Source organism: Streptomyces sp. NBC_01433, from assembly GCF_026340105.1.
Lineage (GTDB): Bacteria > Actinomycetota > Actinomycetes > Streptomycetales > Streptomycetaceae > Streptomyces.
Map to the genome: position 1 here is coordinate 283,132 of NZ_JAPEPM010000002.1, position 16,277 is coordinate 299,408.

A 16,277-nucleotide genomic window follows, 5' to 3' on the forward strand; every position below is an offset into this window, starting at 1 on the left:
AGTCCGGCAAACGATCAGGCCGGCTCCGCTGGGCATCGAACGCACCCGCCTCGTGACCGTCCGGCTACCGCCGCCGCTGCTGCTACTGCCTCCGCCCCCGCACCGGCCGTAGCACCCGCTGCCGCCGTCCCGCCTTCGGCTCATCACCGAGGTCACCGTGCCGTCGGCCGCCGGGGCCCCGTCCACGATGATGCCCCCGTCAGCGTTCGGTAGCCGACGATTCCCGCCGGCCTTCCAGCCCCTCGTCGCGCTGAGGGCGCCCGGTGAGCACGAGCGGGCCGTTCTCGGTGATGGCGACCGTGTGTTCGGAATGGGCGGTACGCGAACCGTCGGCCGAGCGGATCGTCCAGCCGTCGGGGTCGTAAACGATCTTGTTGGTGGTGCGGGCGAACCAGGGCTCGATCGCGATCGTCAGACCGGGGCGCAGCTTGAAACCGCGACCGGGTCGGCCGTCATTGGGGATGTGAGGGTCCTCGTGCATGGTGCGGCCGAGGCCGTGACCGCCGAACTCCAGGTTGACCGGGTAACCGTAGTCCGAGGCGACCGCGCCGATGGCCGCGGAGACATCCCCCAACCGGTTGCCAGGCCGGGCAACCTTGATCGCGGCTTCCAGCGCCGCCTCGGTGGCCTGTATCAGCCGCAGGTCCTCCTCGGCAGGCGTGCCGACGATGACGGAGTACGCCGAGTCAGCGACCCAGCCGTCGATGCTCACAGCCATGTCCATGCTCAGCAGGTCCCCATCACGCAACTTGTAGCTGTGCGGGAGCCCGTGCAACACGGCGTCGTTGACCGAGAGGCACACCACATTGCGGAAGGGGCCGCGCCCGAACGAGGGCGAATAGTCCCAGTAGCAGGATTCCGCACCGCGCTCCTTGATCCGACGGCGGGCATGGTGCTCCAGGTCCATCAGATCGACACCCACCGCGGCGAGGTCGCCAAGCTCCGCCAGCAGGCGGCCGAGGAACTGGCCAGTGACGCGCATACATTCGATCTGATCAGGAGACTTGAGCTCGATCACTTACGATCCTCGATTCCCGGATTGCGTGGAGGTATTTTTATACCGGAGGTATTTTTATACCAGATGGTGGAGTGGTTGTCGTCCGAAGGATGTGGCCATACCGTGGTCCGCATGGTCCGTCATCCGCTCGCCCCCGAACAGATCGACGCGGGACGACGCCTCGGGGCCTTCCTGCGCGGCGCCCGGGGCGGGCGCCGCCTTATCGAGGTGGCCCTGGCGGCGGGCATCTCGCCGGAAACCCTCCGCAAGATCGAGACCGGCCGGCTGCCGACGCCCGCGTTCGGCACCATCGTCATGCTCGGCGAGGTGCTCAACGTCTCACTGCCCCAGCTCGCCGACGCCTGGCGCGCCGGTCTGGTCCAGCGCGAAGCCATCCCCGCTCCGGTGGCCGGTGCGGTCGGCGTCACCGCCGCGCATCCGGTGGCGCCGACCGGTGCTCGGCTCTCTTTGACGCACCCGTAGAGGAAGAGCCCCCCTCCCCGAGCCGCTCAAGGATCCATCAGCGCCGCCCGTTGCCCTCCGCACCGGACTGAGCGAGGCACACCAGGTCCTCAGCGTCGAGGTCATCGAGGTCGTCGATGGCCGGGTCCTCTCGGTGAGCTCCGCGGTTGCCGTCCGGCTCAGATCTATCGACAGGCCGGTTCTCGTCGGCCGCGCGACAGCCGGCTTCTGGGCCATCGAAAAGCTCTCCGGGAATCTTCGCGCCGACAGCGATGAGTTCCGTCGGAGTGCGCGGTCCAACCAAATGACAGCAACTGATGGCCAAGCTTGCAGGAGCACCCCATGCGGAAGATCATCGCCTATCTGTTCTCGTCTCTGGACGGAGTGGTGGAGGCCCCGGAACTGTGGAACATGCCCTACAACAGCAGCGAGACGGGCGCGGCCTTGCTGCGGCTGTTCGAGGACGCCGACGCCGCCCTGCTGGGCCGCAACACCTACCAGGAGTGGAGCCCGTTCTTCCCGCACGCCTCCAACGAGCAGGTGCCCACCGCCGACTGGATGAACTCCTCCCCCAAGTACGTCGTCTCCTCCACACTCACCAGCGTGGAGGAGTGGAAGAACAGCAGCCTGGTCACCGGGGACGACATCACCGGTCAGCTCCGGGCGCTGAAGCAGCAGCCCGGCGGCTCCATCAATGTCGGCGGCAGCATCACCCTGGTCCAGTGGCTGATGCGCAACGGCCTACTGGACGAGCTCTACCTGCAGATCAACCCTGTCATCGTCGGCACCGGGCGCACCCTCGCCGACGGCGAGCCGATCCCCCTGACGCTGGCTTCCAGCCACACCTTCGCCAACGGCGTCATCGAGGCCCACTACAGCCTCCAGGCCCGCTGACCCCCGGCGCCCAAGTCCACGCGGCCGGAGCGTGAGCACCCACCGACGAAAGCTACGGCCGGATCCGACCTCCGAGCCACCCGTCGGAGCAGCCACGTCAACGGCAGCCACTCCCCCGCTCCCCGGTCCTCGCACCGCCGCCCCATCTGTCCGGCCATTTGCCCGCCCGGTCAGGATTCGGAGGTCGTGATCTCGCGGTAGATCTGTCGGGTTCCGGCCACGCCGCCCCCAACCACGCCCTGAGCCCGACTCCGCACGCAACCGCAGCGCTGACCCCGCTCGGCTCCCGGCTCTCGCACCAAAGCGGCATCTCCCTGAACAGCCAGGAGACGCCGGGCCCTTCAAAACCAGACGCTCCATACGACGCCCCAGAACCACCAAGGACGACAACGGTGCCCCGGGCACCGGGCAAGCCTCCGCGCGGGAGAGCTTGCCCGGGGTCGCCTTCGGCCTGCCCGGTCGCCCTACGGCAGCGTTACGGTAGGGGCTTGTTAGCGAACACCCACCGGTTACCCGCCAGTGCGTCGTTCGGCTCGGGCAACGGGCCGCGTCCGTGATGGCGGGTGAAGTCGAAGGGGGTCCGGACCGATGTGGACCAGCCGTTGCTCGCCAGATCGCCGGCGGAATCGGGCCGCGGCTCTCTGTCGAAGAGGCTGAGCAGGTCGATACCGATCTGGTGAGTCGTCGAGGTGTAGAGCGGGCTGTCGCGGTATTCCAGCAAGTCCTTGTCGAGCTTGACCTCGAACGCCAGAGCGCTTCCACCCGTGCTCAACCGGTCCACCGTATCGATGAGGTACGTCTCGGCGGCGGCGGGCAGGTAGAACATCAACCCCTCCGCCAGCCAGACGCTCGGTGCGGCCGTGTCGAAGCCGGCGTCGGCCAGCGCTCCGACCCAGTCGGCGCGCAGATCGATCGGGATGGGTACGCGCGCTGCCTTCGGGGTGGCCGACAGTCCGTCGAGCACCTTGTGCTTGAACGCCAGCACGCCTTCCCTGTCGATCTCGAAGATCACGCAGCCGGGAGGCCAGTCCAGTCGGAATGCCCGCGAATCCAACCCCGCCCCGAACAGCACGACTTGGCAAGCGCTGCCCGTGCGCACCGATCGGAGGAGAAAGTCGTCGAGAACCCTCGTTCGCAGCCCGAAGTAGCGCGCGAATCGCCCCCACAGCGGGTTCGCGTCCCCATCCGGAACCTGCTGCATGCGGATCGGCCAGTCGGCGGACGCCGGTGCGGCGAGCACAAAGTGCTCCGCATAGACGTCCCGTGCCAGGCTGTCGTGACGGTGGGTCTCGATCGCCCGTGCCGCGGCGACCATGAGAGCGGTCAGACCGACGCCTCCCTCCACACCCTCCTTGCCTTCCACGCCGGTGTTCCGAGGCGTAGTGCCGACCACGTGTTCTCCCTTGGACGAGTTGAGACCCGCTGATAGCGAGGAATGCGAATGATGGATCGATGGTGGACGCACGAGGCCACCGCTCCGGGCGCCCCGATACTCGGGGAATGCCGATAGCGCGCAGCCTCGCGGCCATCCGGCTCCCCAGTCCGGCCGGCCCGGCGTGGGGCGGGTAACCGTGCGGGCCGGCTACCGCAGTGCGGTGTCCGGTGCCTGCCGTCGGACGGCGGCCGATCGGAGTGGGTCGGATGGGTAGCGGCGTGTAATGCCTCGCTCATCGGTTCCTGCCCTCGGGAAGCAGGACGGGTTTGACCACGCGGCCCGCGTCGCAGTCGCGTTCGGCCTCGTTGATGTCGGCGAGTGGGTACGTACGGATCAGTTCGTCGAAGGGAAACCGCCCGGCCTGCCACAGCCCGGTCAGCCGCGGAATCAGCAGGCCCGGCACCGCGTCCCCCTCGCAGATGTGGGAAATCTTTCTGCCCCGGTCCAGTGCTCCCGGTTCGAGCGACAACGCGGTGTGGAGCCGTGCCACCAGACCGAGGTGGCCGGTCGGGCGCAGGGACCGGAGTGCGTCGTTGATCAGCTGGGCGGAGGCCGTGGTATCCAGCGCGTACTGCGCACCGCCGTCGGTCAGTCGCTGGATGCGGCCGGGCAGGTCGGCCGTCGCGGCGTGCAGCGGGGTCGCGCCGAATCGTTCGGCGAGTGCCAGCCGTTCGGGGTGCCGGTCGACGGCCACGATCACAGCTCCGGAGGCGGCGGCCGCCATCACCGCGGCCAGGCCCACCGCTCCCGCGCCGAAGATCACGACGGTGTCGCCGGGCCCGACGCCGAAGGAGTTGAAAACCGCTCCGGCGCCGGTGAGGAAACCGCAGCCGAGCGGCCCGAGCAGTTCGATGGGCAGCGAGGGGTCGGCACGGACGGCGTTGCGGGCCGGAACCACCGCGTACTCGGCGAACGAGGACTGGCCGAACCATCGGGGGGCCAGTTCGTCTCCGGCCGCGTCGATGAGCCGCGCGGCGTTCTCCTCGCGCCCTCCGAAGAGGTTGAGCGAGGCGAAGGAGTCACAGTAGGCGGGGGCAGCGCCCATGCAGTTCCGGCAGTGTCCGCAGGAGTCGAAGCTCAGTACGACGTGGTCGCCGTTGCTCAGGCCGGTGTGCGGGCCGCCCGTCTCCACCACGACCCCGGCCCCCTCGTGGCCGAGCACCGCCGGCAGCGGTGAGCGGCCCGCCGAACGCCGGACCGCGAGATCGGTCCGGCACATCCCGCAGCCCGCAATTCTGACCAGAATCTCGCCTTCGGCCGGTCCCGTGTCAAGGATCACCTCCTCGATGGCGAATCGGCCCTCGTACGAGCGCAGAACCGCCGCGCCGAACCTCATCGTCACGCTTCCTCCGGACGGTGCACGACGAACGGCCTGAGGTTCCCGTGGATCCCCCATATCCCGCCCGCGACGCCGACACCGCTCTCCTTGATGCCCGCGAAGGGCTGAGCGAGGGACAGTTCGGCGTGGTGGTTGATCCATGCCGTCCCGCACTCCAGCCGGTCGGCCACCGCCTCCGCCCGGTCGAGATCCGTCCCCCATACCGAGCCGCCCAGCCCGAAGCCGGTGTCGTTGGCAGCCTCGACGGCCTCGTCGAGGCTCCCGTACGGCAGCACGGGCAGGACCGGACCGAACTGCTCCTCCGTCACCACCGGGCTGTCGGGCGGGACATCGGCCAGGATCGTCGGGGCGTAGAAGTAGCCCGGTCGGTCCAGCCGGTGGCCACCGGCCACGGCTCGGGCACCGTCTGCCAGGGCCTGGGCCGTATAGCGCTCGACCCTGGTCAGTTGGGGGACGTTGTTGACCGGGCCCAACTGCGTGCCCGGGTCGAGGCCGGCTCCGACGACGACGGCCCTCGCGCGCTGTGCGAGGGCCTCGACGACGTCGGAGTAGAGCCGAGCCGGGGCATAGACGCGCTTGACCGCCATGCAGACCTGCCCGCAGTTGCGGAACGCCGCCCAGAACAGCCGGTCCGCGATCCGCTCCACATCCACGTCCTCCAGCAGGATGGCGGCGTCATTGCCACCCAGCTCCAGGGTGACGCGGCCGAGCGACGCCGCCGCGCCCTGCGCGACGGCCCGTCCGGTGGGGATCGAACCGGTGAAAGTCACGTGCCGGATCCCCGGATGGGAGGCCAGGCGGGCGCCGAGCGGTTCGTGACCGGTGACGATCGTCAGTACGTCCTCGGGGAGGGCGGCGGAGATGACGGATCCCAGCAGCTGTGTGGCGAGGGGCGTGAAAGGAGAGGGCTTGAGCACCATCGTGTTGCCTGCGGCGAGCGCGGGCGCGAACTTCGCCGACGCGAGCTGGAGGGGAAAGTTCCACGGGACGATCGCGGCGACGGGCCCGAGCGGTCGCCAGCGGATCTCGCTGCGTACCGGCCGACCGTCCGTAATGGGCTGGGGCCCGGGGGCAAGCTCGGCGAAGTAGCGCAGACGGGCCGCCGTGCGGGCGATCTCCGCGTACGACTCGGCCAGGGGTTTGCCCTGTTCGCGGGTGAGCAGCGGAGCGATGTCCGCCCCGGCCGCCGCCACGGCGTCGGCTGCCGCCAGCAACGCGGTGGCGCGGGCGACTCGGTCGTCCCGCCAGCTGCGCCATGCCTCATGGGCCCGGCCCACGACGGCGTCCAACTCGTCCGGCTGCTGGTCGTGGGCCTCCTCGAAGGCCTCGCCCGTTGCCGGATCGAGGACGGCGAAGCGCTCGCCGAGGGTTCCGGGTGCGTGACGGTGCTGATGTGTCACCATGCCCGCGGTCAGCTCGCGGCGGTGACGGCAGCCGCGTGTTCCCGTGCATGCCGGTCCATCTCCGCCCTGAAGGCGGCCACCAACTGCGGCTGGATCCTTCCGGTGGTACGGTCGCCCCCCTCGCAGACCGCCCCGCGCACCCCCACGATGTCCGTGCCGATACGGGTCAGCGCGCCGAGGTCTCCCACCTTCACGCTGCCCGCGAGGGCGGCGAGCAGATCGGCCTCGTGGGCCCGCCGGACGAACTCCGCGCAGACCTCGGGCGGAACGTGGTCGAACAGCCGTGTTCCGTCCTTGACCGCGGTGTCGAGCATGGCCGCGTCGGAGCCGGAGCGCAGGGCGATGTCGGGCAGTGCGAGCGGGTTGACGCAGCCGATCCGGTGGGCGTCGGCGTAGCCCGAGGCGACGACGAACGCGTCCGGCCGATAGTCCTTCACCGCCCGGACGACGCCGCGCATGACATCGATGGCCTGTTCGGGCGTCGTACATCCGTAGAGGCCGACCTTGATGTACGTGGCTCCTGAGACAACCGCACCGAGCGCCGCCTGGGCCACCGTGCCGGGCTTGTACGGCACGTCTCCCACGGTGGCGGACACCGGTTTGTCCGCCGGGATCGCGTCGCGGATCTCCCTGATGACCCACGGGAAGTTCGCGCCGAGCGAGCCCTCATCGGGCTTCTTGACATCGACGATGTCAAGATGCTCCGCCGCCTTCGCGCAGTCGAGGGCCTCCTCGACACTGTCCGGGGAGATGAGAAGCAACAACGTGGACTCCTTCCACCGCATGTCCTGGGCCAAGTGGCAGGTGTGCGAAGTCGCCTGGATGCCTTGCGGTTTGCTCATCATTACTGCGGCCCGAAGTCACCGGTAGGGCGCGCGGAGTCCGAACGGGTATGGAACGGCGTGGCCAACGCGCCGTGCACGCCGGTTCGAACCAGCGCCCGCCCGACCACAGGTTCCGAAGAACCAACCATCATCAGCAACCGGTACGACCTCGTCGCGACGGGTTGGCCCATGGCACCGGGCACACGGCACCACCGGATCCAGTGGGCAAGTAGGGGCTGCGGCCCCCTTCCCCGGAATGGCCGTGGAATGCCCGGTTACGGTCCGGAGCAGCGCCCTTGATCTGCGATGGCCCGGCACATGCACGAACGGTCCCTGGAACGCTGAACAGAGAGCCGCCGCCCGTGAGGGCACTCGCGAGGATGCGGCACGTCAGTCCTCTTCCGAACTGGACAGAGCTTCGGCGATCATGCGGGTGGCGAAGTCCGAGTCGTCGGTGATGCGGTTGATGTGCTCCGCGAGCAGGAAGGCGGTGACTTCCAGGGGAGTCATCTCCTCGTCAGTCCAGTCTCCGTACTGTTTGCGCCACAGGTTGGGGCTCAGGCCGGTGCCCGCGGCGATGACCAGGCCGGCCATGGTGGGGACGGCCTCGGGGCGAACGCTCCTGGGCATCATGCGCATCGTGGCCACAAGGGTGGGCACCACGTACTCGATGACGTCCTTGTCGTGGTCCTCGTGGGCTTTCCGCAGCCACGTCATGAACATGAAAATGAGCGTGCACGCCCCGTCCAGCAGGTCATTGGCTCCCTCGGGGCCCAGTGTCGCGGTGAACTGGTCGATCAGCGCCTGTTGTTCGGCGTCGGTCTCGGTGTTGCCGTCATGGATGCTTTTGAGCCGAGAGTCGATCACCATGAGCGCTGCGCCCACATCGCCGGCGGGAGCGTGCTGGGGGTCGCAGGGCGATGACACAGGATTCCTCCTCAGATGGCTGCGCTGGGCAGCGCGGCGTATCCGTACAGTAAACGGCCGACGACACACGGCTCGGTGGGTTATCAGCAATACCGGAGACGGTGACTGCGCGTTTCTGATCTCGCGTGCTGGGTCTGCTCGCGTAGTACGAAGGCCAATGCGGGGCCGGGCAGGCCACCGCAGTGACCTGCCCGCCACGGGCGACCTGCCGGCCCAGCTCAGTCGCGCGCGAAGAGTACGTGCGGCAAACCCCCAGGGGGTGATCACTGAATCGGGTGTCAGATGCGTGATTCGACGTGCCCTCAGGAGGCCCGGCCCCACGCTGAGGAAGTCACGAGAGCAAGATCGCCGAAAGGGTTCGCCCCCCATGACCACGACGACGCAGGATGTCATCACCACCGCCTACGAGCGTGAACTCGACACCATGGACGCCAACCACGACGGCTGTCCGACCTGAACGGACTACCAGAAGCTCGCCGACCACTACGTCGAGGCTTGCCGGCTCGACAAGGACGACCTCCGGGCCAGGGCACTCCGCACCTTCTACCAGATCTACTGGCTGGAGCTGCTGCGTCACGCGGGCGTAGAGGGGGATCGGCTCACGAAGGACCAGTTCGTCACCGCCGACCGCCTCGCCGCCATCGACACCAGTCGGCTCAACGTGACCGAGGGCGGCGGCCATGCGATCTTCGATGTCAACGGCGACAACGAGATCGCCGAGGACGAGTTCACCCGCTTCGCCCGCTTCCTGATGGACGTGGGGATGAGCGATGCGCCCGACGCGATGGACACGTTCACCATGCTGGACACCGATCGGGACGGCCCGATCTCACGCCAGGAGTTCATCCTCGCGGTGCTCAGAGAGGCCTTCGTGGCGTGCCCGGGGCCGTAATGCCCGGCCTGGGTGCGCGTACAGGGGTGGGGCGGCTCAGAGCTCTTCACGGAGCCGGCCGACGGGGTGTGGGCGGCTTGTGCCGATACCGCTCGCAGCGGCTCGCCGAGCGCAGTGCCCGGCGAGCTCGCCGGTCTTCGGGCCCGGCGCCGTACAACGGCCGGGTCTCAGCGCGTACAGGCCGCCGCGAATGTGGCCTATCCGACCACCCCCGTGAACAGTTGGGGTCGACTGCGCTGGCGACGAGACAGGCCGGGGTCAGAACAGGGACCCACGAGGACAGCTCGGGTGTGCCTGCGGTTGGTCCCGTCACTCCCCTGCACGACGGCTCGTTTCCTGACGCGCCCGACGGGCAGCCCGACGACCGTACCCGGGGAGGATGAATGTCCGCGCGGAGAGCGTCCGGCTCGCCCTGGACAGACCGCGAACTCGCGACACGTACATACGCGAAACCACCCGAACCGAGGCCGAAGTTCGCATGATTCCTCGGGGTGCGAGCGCGGCCCGTGTGCCGTGTCCTGGAGCAGAAGTGGCCACTGGACCCGTCGTGAACACGACGCGAGGCACCCAGCGGAGATTCGGAACACCGTTCGTGGTGGCGGCCTTTGGCCCGCAGGCACCGTCGCCGCAGTGGGCAATGCTCAGGCTGACGACTGTCACACGAGCATGACCTGCGGCTACAAAGGCACAGCCGAACCGGTTCCGTCTGCCGGTAAGTCGGAGCCTGTGTCTGGAGCGGCACCCCGCCCTGACCACTGTCCTGGGTCCGTCCGCACAGAGCCGACGGCACAACTGCCCTGGACCTGACCGATCTCCGGGGAGTCCATCCGGGCGCCGAATGCCCTTTGTCCGACGTACGTGACAATCGGCCGTCGCGAACTGGGGGTGCCACAGCTGTAGCGCGCCGTCACCGGCACCTTTCACCGGACCGCGAGGCCGTCATGCAACGATACGATCAGGCCAACTGGCTTACAAATTCAGTGTGTATGGAGACAATTATGAGCAGCAACGATGCTGACTTCCGTAGGCGGATCCGATCGGACGTGCCGCACTCCGCACGGGTGTGGAACGCGTGGCTGGGTGGGAAGGACAACTACCCGGTTGACCGGGATCTGGCCGATGCGGTCAGCGCGGCCTACCCGCAGATGGTCGATATCGCCCGCGCATCGCGTGCGTTCCAGATTCGCGCGGTCCGGTACCTCGCCGGGCTGGGCGTGCGTCAGTTCCTCGATGTGGGAACCGGCCTGCCGGTGGAGAACAGTACTCACGAGGTGGCGCAGAGCATCGTGCCCCAGGCCCGGATCGTCTACGTGGACAACGACCCGATCGTCCTGGTCCACGCCGCAGCACTGCTGACCAGCGCTCCGGACGGCCGGACGGAGTATGTGGAGGCGGACCTGTCCGAGACGGATCAGGTCGTGGACGCGGCCGCCAGGACGCTGGACCTGTCGGAGCCGGTCGCTGTGCTGCTGCTGTCGACTCTGGGACACCTGTCCCCGGCCGACGGTATCGACGTGGTCCAGCGGTACATGTCCCGCATGCCGTCGGGGAGCTACCTTGTGCTGTGCGACACGGTGAAGACGCCCGCCACGCTGGCCGCTGAAGAGGCGTACGGGTCGGGCGACAACCCGCCCTACCTGGTGAGGGAGCCCGAGGAGATCACCGGATGCGCCGAAGGTCTGGAACTGGTTGAGCCGGGCTTCGTATCGATCGCGCAGTGGCGGCCGACAGACGAGCAGCCGGTTCTCGTCGACCAGTGGGGACTCGTCGCCCGCAAGCCGTAGACCTCCTGCGCATCGACATCTACGACCGGGTTGAAGCGCCTCCGACGGCGCGGTCGATCCGGGCTGTTGGCAGAGGAGTATCGACGTTGCCACCCCACCGGCAGCGCATGTCGACATCTTCGTCAGCAACCCCTAGTTGAAGCAGGGTCGGCTCACCCAGGAACAGTTCGAGGACCTCACGAAGCTTGAGGTGGAGTGGGCGCGACAACCGCCGTCGCCCGGGGCGCCGTCGCCCGGGGCGTCATCGCCCGGGGCGTCATCGCCCGGGGCGTCATCGCCCGGGGCGTCATCGCCCGGGGCGTCATCGCCCGGGGCGTCATCGCCCGGGAACTCGAGCTGACGGGCCCGGCCGGTCAGGACGCCGACCCTGCTGCAACACGACTGTGCAACGCTCCGCCCCCTCCTCAGCATGTTGCTGGCGGTATGGGGGGAGAGATGCCGCAGGTGAGCGCGGACGTGGCGGAGCCACTTGGCCGGAGGTGAAGCCCGGCATGGCCTGCATCATCGCGAGCGTGACCAGCTCGGCATCAGTCAGTTGCGCGGCGATCCCGACCGCCGGACGCCGGGGCGCCAGGTGCGGTGAGTCCTTCAGCAGGTCGTCGGTCTTCCCATGGAGTGCGGTGGCGAGGGAGTCCAACTCTGTCCTCACACACTGACGTTGGACTCCCTCCTTCCAACCCTGCGGGCTATTCTCCGGAACGGATCAGCATGTGAAGATCGATGGCTCCTGCGGACTCAGGCGCCCACGGTCCCGTCGACACCTTCACGCAGAAGGTCCGCGTGCCCGTTGTGGCGGCCGTACTCAAGAAGCACGTGCACCATCACCATCCGCAGCGACACCTCCTCGCCCCATCGTGGCTGATACCCGGCCTGGTCCAGTGACTCAGCCTCCCGCTCGATACGGCGCGAGTTCTCCACCTCGGCATCCCAGGCCACGAACGCCTCGTCCCTGGTCGACGCACTCGCGTCGTACGCCGCCTGAAAGTCGATCTCGTCGGACCAGACCATGGGCGCGTCGTTGTCCTCGAACACTCGACGGAACCAAGCACGCTCCACCTCCGCCATGTGCCGCACCAGACCGAGCAGCGAAAGCGTGGACGGTGGCATCGACTGCTGCCGCAGCTCCTCGTCGGCAAGCCCTTCGCACTTCATGGCGAGCGTTGCGCGGTGGTAGTCGAGGAAAGCCCGCAGCATGTCGCGTTCGCTGCCAAAACTGGGCGGTCCTATGCGATTGTCGCTGGTCATTGATCGTGCTCCTCATCCGTTCCTGCGTTGAGGGCCAGTATCTGATCCCGTCGACTGTCCCCGTACGAGGGCCGTCAACCGGACCTGATTGTTCCCACAGAGGCCGCCGAACACAGCAATGGGAAAGGCTCATTGGACCCCGCAGCCGCAACTACCCCTTGGAATCGTCCATCTAGGCGGACCTGGCCCAGTTCCTCGATGCCGGCGAACGTCTCCTTGTCAGGAGTACGGAACCGGGACTACGGAGACCGGTCGAAGTCTGCACGATCCTGGGCCACTTGCTCTGAACCAACGCCAAGCGGGGGGACCTTCCGAGTGACGGAAGCAGCGCATGCCTCAGGCCCGGCGATCGGGTCCTCGCGCGCACTGGGCAACCGCCCGGACGTGCCGCACGTCGGCGCGGAGGGCAGGTTGGGCCCCGCGTAACCAACGGCGGCTCAAATGCGGAAGCCACGCACCCGGGCTCAGCTGGCTACCGTCACAGCAACCGCTCCCGGCGGGATCCCCGAAGGCCAAAGGCCCTTCGGGAGACGTCAAGACCTGTGGATGGGTTGATCCCAGTTTCGTTCGGGGCCGGGCAGGACCGCCTCGTGCGCGGCGTGCGCTCGAAAGCCCCGTCCTGCTGAACATCGCTTCATGGGAGCACTAGACACCCTTGCGGCTCAACGTCGAACTGCACTGCCGCCTCGACGGAGTCGGCCCCTCCCGCCGGCATCCGGATCTCGCCCAGGTCCTCCTGTCGGTGCCGCCGCCCGAGGAATATGGGCACGTCGCCGAGCCGTGGAAGCGGATCACGTTGCCGAACGGATCTGGTGAGCGGTGCGATGCGGCGGCGGGCCCTGTCCCCGACGTCCGTGGGTCAGCTCTTCCCGGAATGCTCACCGAGGTGCAGGTCACCCGGCGGATGCGGCAGTTTGCGGGTTCCGGTGGCGCGGAGCCCGTCCAGGGTCAGTTCGAGGTAGCGGCGCCATGCCTGCGGCTGTGTGGCCAGCAGGGGCGCTGCCGCCTGATGGATGCCTGAGAGCAGCAGCACGATGTCCGTGCCCGAGACGTCGCCGCGGACGGTTCCCTGTTCCTGCGCCCGGCCAGTGAGCGCCTCGGCGGCACCGCAGAGGCGGCCGATCGCGTCCCGGACACCAGCATGGTCCAGTGACGGGCGCCCGATCACTTCACAGAACGCACGGTCGGCGGCCAGGGCCTCGATGCCGTCGGCCATGAACTCCACCAGCGCCGCATCCGCGTCGTCGGCCTCGACAAGGCGTTCCGCCGTGCTGATCAGCCGGTCGACAAGCTGGAGCATGATCGCCGCAAGCAGGTCTTCCTTCGATGCGAAGTGCCGGAACACCGTGCCTTTGGCCAGGCCGGCGCGTTGAGCGATCTCGCCCATCGACACGTCCGTCCCCAGCTCCGCGAACGCCTCCGTCGCGGCCTGGAGCAGAAGGCGCCGATTACGCACCATGTCCGCCCGCCGACCCGCAGTGGTCATCTCGCTCACACGTATCCCCTATCCGGCGAATACGAGCCTACCAGCAACATGACCAGACGGTCATGTTTGGTGTTACGCTCAAAATGACCCAGCGGTCATTTTCTACTGGATCAACCGCCGACTGTCGCCAAGACACCTGGCGGTGCTACCGCCTCTCAGCATTCGCCCATCGGAGGAAGACATGAGCAACACCCTTGACGGAAAGGTCGTCCTGGTCACCGGCGCCTCCTCGGGCATCGGACAGGCCACCGCGCTTGCCCTTTCCAAAGCCGGTGCCCGGGTGGCGGTCGGGGCCCGCCGGGCCGATCGACTGAAGTCGCTCGCACAGGATGCCCCCGGCGAGATCCTGGTCCTGGAGCTCGATGTCACCGACCGCGAGTCCGTGCAGGACGCGGTAACGGCGGCCGTCGAGCACTTCGGCGCCCTCGACGCCCTCGTGAACAACGCCGGTGTCATGCTCAGCGGACCGATCCTCAACGCGGACACCGCCGAGTGGACGCGCATGATCGACACCAACCTCCTCGGATCGATGTACACGGCCCATGCCGCCCTGCCCCACCTGCTGGAGAGCAGGGGCGCCGTGGTGCAGATTTCCTCGACAGCAGGGCGCACCGCACCTGCCGGCGGCGGTGTCTACGCCGCAACCAAGTTCGGCATCACCGCCTTCTCGGAAGCCTTGCGGCAAAAAGTCACCGCGCAGGGCGTACGCGTCATCGTCATCGAACCCGGAATGGTCGCGACCGAGCTGGCCACCCATATCACCGACCCCGCCATGCAGGCCCTCGCCAAGAGCTACGCCGACTCCATGCGGACCCTTCAGTCCCCGGACATCGCCGACGCCGTCCTGTACGCGCTCACCCAGCCCGAGCACGTCGCCGTCAACGAGATCCTGATCCGACCGACCGACCAGACCCGCTGAAACGGTGTGCGGACCTACCGTCGGGCCGACACACCATCGGCCGGACTCGATGACATAGAGGATGTGGAGCGGGAAGCCCCGGCAAGGCCGCCGAGTATCAGCACCTCGCGGAGGCGCTGGTGCCGTGGCTCGTCGCCTTACGGAGCCGGAGCAAATTGTCAATATCTGCGGGCCGCCGGCGAAGGCCGTGACTGCCTTCGCGGCATGCTCACGGTTCTCGGCGTTGTAGATATCCTGGATGGCCTTCTTCGCCGTCGGCGCCCGAACGATCTCGTCGATCGGAGGCCCGTCTCGCGTCAAGCCGTCCTCGACAACTGCGGTAGGCATGGGCGTACCTTCCCAGCCGACGGGCCAACGTCGGCCTACTCGATGACCATCAATCGATCACCCGGCAAGGTGCGCCCTCCGCGTCCAACTTGGGTCCGACCCAAAAGCCTTGCGCGTTGCTCCCTCCCTGATCCCAGCGCCCGGTCCCGGCCGCGTGCCCCCGGCGCTGAATGGCATCCCGACGATCGGGGAAGAGCCCCGTTCCCGGCCGCATCGCGCAACGGCCGGGCACGGTTCGACGGGGCGACAGCCGTACAGCCCGCCGCCTCATCTGCTCTTGGTGCACCCCGTTCCGGTGATACCGCACACTCGGCTGGGGCCCTCCGCCATGACCTTGAGCTGGTCACACGCTCATGCGTGGAGTCCGTCAACGCCGAAATAGGTCACGCTGCGGGGCCCTTCGTAGACAGGCCCGCCGAAACACGTCAACGCCAAGACGCTGCCGTCCTCGGGCCTCACGTCTGGCGGCCATACCGGTCAGGGCAGCCGCGCTCGCGGGCAGGTGAAGGCGGCCTCTCGTACCGGGCGGGCCAGCGATGGCCCACGGCGCTTTCCACTCCCCGTCGGTGGCCTTCGCCGTCCGCCCGGAGGACCGTATGAACTGGCGGCCTCTAGTCGAGACCCTCCGCCTTCAGGTCGTAGACCAGCAGGAGCGTTCGATAGGACTCGTCGGGTACGTCCTGGCATGCCGTCGGCCGGTTGCTGAGCGTCGACTGGTTGTCCAGCGCCCGCTCGCACGTGGCCCGCACCTCCGCTTCGGACTGTGTGCAGGCGGTAAGGGGCGCGACCAGGAGTGTCGCTGCGAGTGCGGCGGTGGCAGTGGCGGTCGTGCGGGTTCGCATGGTCTCCCTTGATGCGGTACGTAGCAAGGGAGACATCGTCGGACAACAAGGGGGATCGGGTACGGCAGTTGGCGCCACATCCACTCGGACGGGCCACCCCCTGGAAAGGCGGGCTGACGGTTATGCAGTCGGTTCGATGTTCTGGTTGGCGTGGAACGCGCAGCCGGAGTCGTACGCCCTCCTGACGGCGGTGGGCCACCGGGGCACAAGGCGGCGGGGGCTGCCGGCCCTCAACCAGTCGGGCTGAAGGGCGGGGCGGCGAAAGCGACGGCGTGCGCGCGGCAGAACTCGTCCGCCCTCAAGGAAGGAACGGTGTGCCAGACCTCATCAAGGACAGAGTCGCTGCAACCACGGGCGGTGGCCTTCACCCGGACCAAACCTCGACGTTCGGGAGCCGCTACGGCTGAGAATGATCACGATTCAGTCAGCCTGGAGATGTTCTGCGACTGTAGCCGGAGTGAAGGGACCCCGATCCGGATGGAGTCACCTGGTCAGCCTCCC

General features: G+C 68.0%; 14 protein-coding genes and 1 pseudogene. 5 read left to right on the top strand and 10 right to left on the bottom strand.

All coding sequences use genetic code 11. The annotated features are described in order from the left end of the window. Nucleotides 1–199: 199 nt before the first annotated feature. Nucleotides 200–1,018, bottom strand: a complete 819-nt coding sequence (map, locus tag OG413_RS28925; RefSeq protein ID WP_266810802.1) for a type I methionyl aminopeptidase — start codon at nt 1,016–1,018, stop codon at nt 200–202. A gap of 111 nt (nt 1,019–1,129) precedes the next feature. Between map and OG413_RS28930 the strand changes: the two genes are divergently transcribed. Both OG413_RS28930 and OG413_RS28935 read left to right on the top strand, forming a co-directional pair. Continuing rightward, nucleotides 1,130–1,480, top strand: coding sequence for a helix-turn-helix domain-containing protein (locus OG413_RS28930; protein WP_266810804.1), 351 nt, complete (start codon nt 1,130–1,132; stop codon nt 1,478–1,480). Between the two features lie 321 nt (nt 1,481–1,801). After that, nucleotides 1,802–2,353: a dihydrofolate reductase family protein gene (locus OG413_RS28935; RefSeq protein WP_266810805.1), complete on the top strand. Its 552-nt coding sequence runs from the start codon at nt 1,802–1,804 to the stop codon at nt 2,351–2,353. 475 nt (nt 2,354–2,828) lie between these two features. Here OG413_RS28935 and OG413_RS28940 read toward each other — a convergent pair whose 3' ends face one another. The 5 genes from OG413_RS28940 to OG413_RS28960 form a co-directional block, all read right to left on the bottom strand. Beyond that, nucleotides 2,829–3,746: a class I SAM-dependent methyltransferase gene (locus OG413_RS28940; RefSeq protein WP_266810806.1), complete on the bottom strand. Its 918-nt coding sequence runs from the start codon at nt 3,744–3,746 to the stop codon at nt 2,829–2,831. 274 nt (nt 3,747–4,020) lie between these two features. Further along, nucleotides 4,021–5,124 (bottom strand): NAD(P)-dependent alcohol dehydrogenase, encoded by a 1,104-nt coding sequence (locus OG413_RS28945; protein ID WP_266813137.1) that lies wholly within the window; start codon nt 5,122–5,124, stop codon nt 4,021–4,023. A gap of 2 nt (nt 5,125–5,126) precedes the next feature. Beyond that, nucleotides 5,127–6,530, bottom strand: coding sequence for an aldehyde dehydrogenase family protein (locus OG413_RS28950; protein ID WP_266810807.1), 1,404 nt, complete (start codon nt 6,528–6,530; stop codon nt 5,127–5,129). A gap of 8 nt (nt 6,531–6,538) precedes the next feature. Beyond that, entirely contained in the window at nt 6,539–7,315 is a 777-nt protein-coding gene (locus tag OG413_RS28955; RefSeq protein WP_266813139.1) for a (5-formylfuran-3-yl)methyl phosphate synthase, read from the bottom strand. Nucleotides 7,316–7,744: 429 nt separating this feature from the next. Next, nucleotides 7,745–8,281: a hypothetical protein gene (locus tag OG413_RS28960; RefSeq protein WP_266810808.1), complete on the bottom strand. Its 537-nt coding sequence runs from the start codon at nt 8,279–8,281 to the stop codon at nt 7,745–7,747. Nucleotides 8,282–8,942: 661 nt separating this feature from the next. On the opposite strand from OG413_RS28960, the gene OG413_RS28965 reads away from it, so the two are divergent. Together OG413_RS28965 and OG413_RS28970 are read left to right on the top strand one after the other, a co-directional pair. After that, nucleotides 8,943–9,173, top strand: coding sequence for an EF-hand domain-containing protein (locus tag OG413_RS28965; protein WP_266810810.1), 231 nt, complete (start codon nt 8,943–8,945; stop codon nt 9,171–9,173). Between the two features lie 998 nt (nt 9,174–10,171). Further along, entirely contained in the window at nt 10,172–10,957 is a 786-nt protein-coding gene (locus tag OG413_RS28970) for an SAM-dependent methyltransferase (RefSeq protein ID WP_266810811.1), read from the top strand. Between the two features lie 423 nt (nt 10,958–11,380). On the opposite strand, the pseudogene OG413_RS28975 reads toward OG413_RS28970, so the two are convergent. The 3 genes and pseudogenes from OG413_RS28975 to OG413_RS28985 all read right to left on the bottom strand — a co-directional run. Further along, nucleotides 11,381–11,606, bottom strand: a pseudogene (locus OG413_RS28975) (IS982 family transposase); the annotation flags it as partial. 86 nt (nt 11,607–11,692) lie between these two features. After that, the gene (locus OG413_RS28980; protein ID WP_266810813.1) at nt 11,693–12,202 is read right to left on the bottom strand and encodes a DinB family protein; all 510 of its coding nucleotides are present in this window, start codon (nt 12,200–12,202) and stop codon (nt 11,693–11,695) included. Nucleotides 12,203–13,061: 859 nt separating this feature from the next. Beyond that, complete coding sequence (locus OG413_RS28985; protein ID WP_323137977.1) at nt 13,062–13,688, bottom strand: helix-turn-helix domain-containing protein; 627 nt, start codon at nt 13,686–13,688, stop codon at nt 13,062–13,064. 181 nt (nt 13,689–13,869) lie between these two features. Here OG413_RS28985 and OG413_RS28990 point away from each other — a divergent pair, with 181 nt between their 5' ends. Further along, nucleotides 13,870–14,607, top strand: coding sequence for an SDR family NAD(P)-dependent oxidoreductase (locus OG413_RS28990; RefSeq protein ID WP_266810815.1), 738 nt, complete (start codon nt 13,870–13,872; stop codon nt 14,605–14,607). A 938-nt stretch (nt 14,608–15,545) separates the two neighbouring features. On the opposite strand, the gene OG413_RS28995 is transcribed toward OG413_RS28990, so the two are convergent. Next, a complete protein-coding gene (locus tag OG413_RS28995) occupies nt 15,546–15,776 on the bottom strand; it encodes a hypothetical protein (protein WP_266810817.1) in 231 nt (76 codons plus the stop codon). Nucleotides 15,777–16,277: the final 501 nt, after the last annotated feature.

Bases quoted from the DNA above. Each gene is read 5' to 3' on its own strand.
- OG413_RS28930 (WP_266810804.1), top strand. From the start codon at position 1,130: ATGGTCCGTCATCCGCTCGCCCCCGAACAGATCGACGCGGGACGACGC.
- OG413_RS28935 (WP_266810805.1), top strand. From the start codon at position 1,802: ATGCGGAAGATCATCGCCTATCTGTTCTCGTCTCTGGACGGAGTGGTG.
- OG413_RS28945 (WP_266813137.1), bottom strand. From the start codon at position 5,124: ATGAGGTTCGGCGCGGCGGTTCTGCGCTCGTACGAGGGCCGATTCGCC.
- OG413_RS28950 (WP_266810807.1), bottom strand. From the start codon at position 6,530: ATGGTGACACATCAGCACCGTCACGCACCCGGAACCCTCGGCGAGCGC.
- OG413_RS28955 (WP_266813139.1), bottom strand. From the start codon at position 7,315: ATGCGGTGGAAGGAGTCCACGTTGTTGCTTCTCATCTCCCCGGACAGT.
- OG413_RS28970 (WP_266810811.1), top strand. From the start codon at position 10,172: ATGAGCAGCAACGATGCTGACTTCCGTAGGCGGATCCGATCGGACGTG.
- OG413_RS28980 (WP_266810813.1), bottom strand. From the start codon at position 12,202: ATGACCAGCGACAATCGCATAGGACCGCCCAGTTTTGGCAGCGAACGC.
- OG413_RS28985 (WP_323137977.1), bottom strand. From the start codon at position 13,688: ATGACCACTGCGGGTCGGCGGGCGGACATGGTGCGTAATCGGCGCCTT.
- OG413_RS28990 (WP_266810815.1), top strand. From the start codon at position 13,870: ATGAGCAACACCCTTGACGGAAAGGTCGTCCTGGTCACCGGCGCCTCC.
- OG413_RS28995 (WP_266810817.1), bottom strand. From the start codon at position 15,776: ATGCGAACCCGCACGACCGCCACTGCCACCGCCGCACTCGCAGCGACA.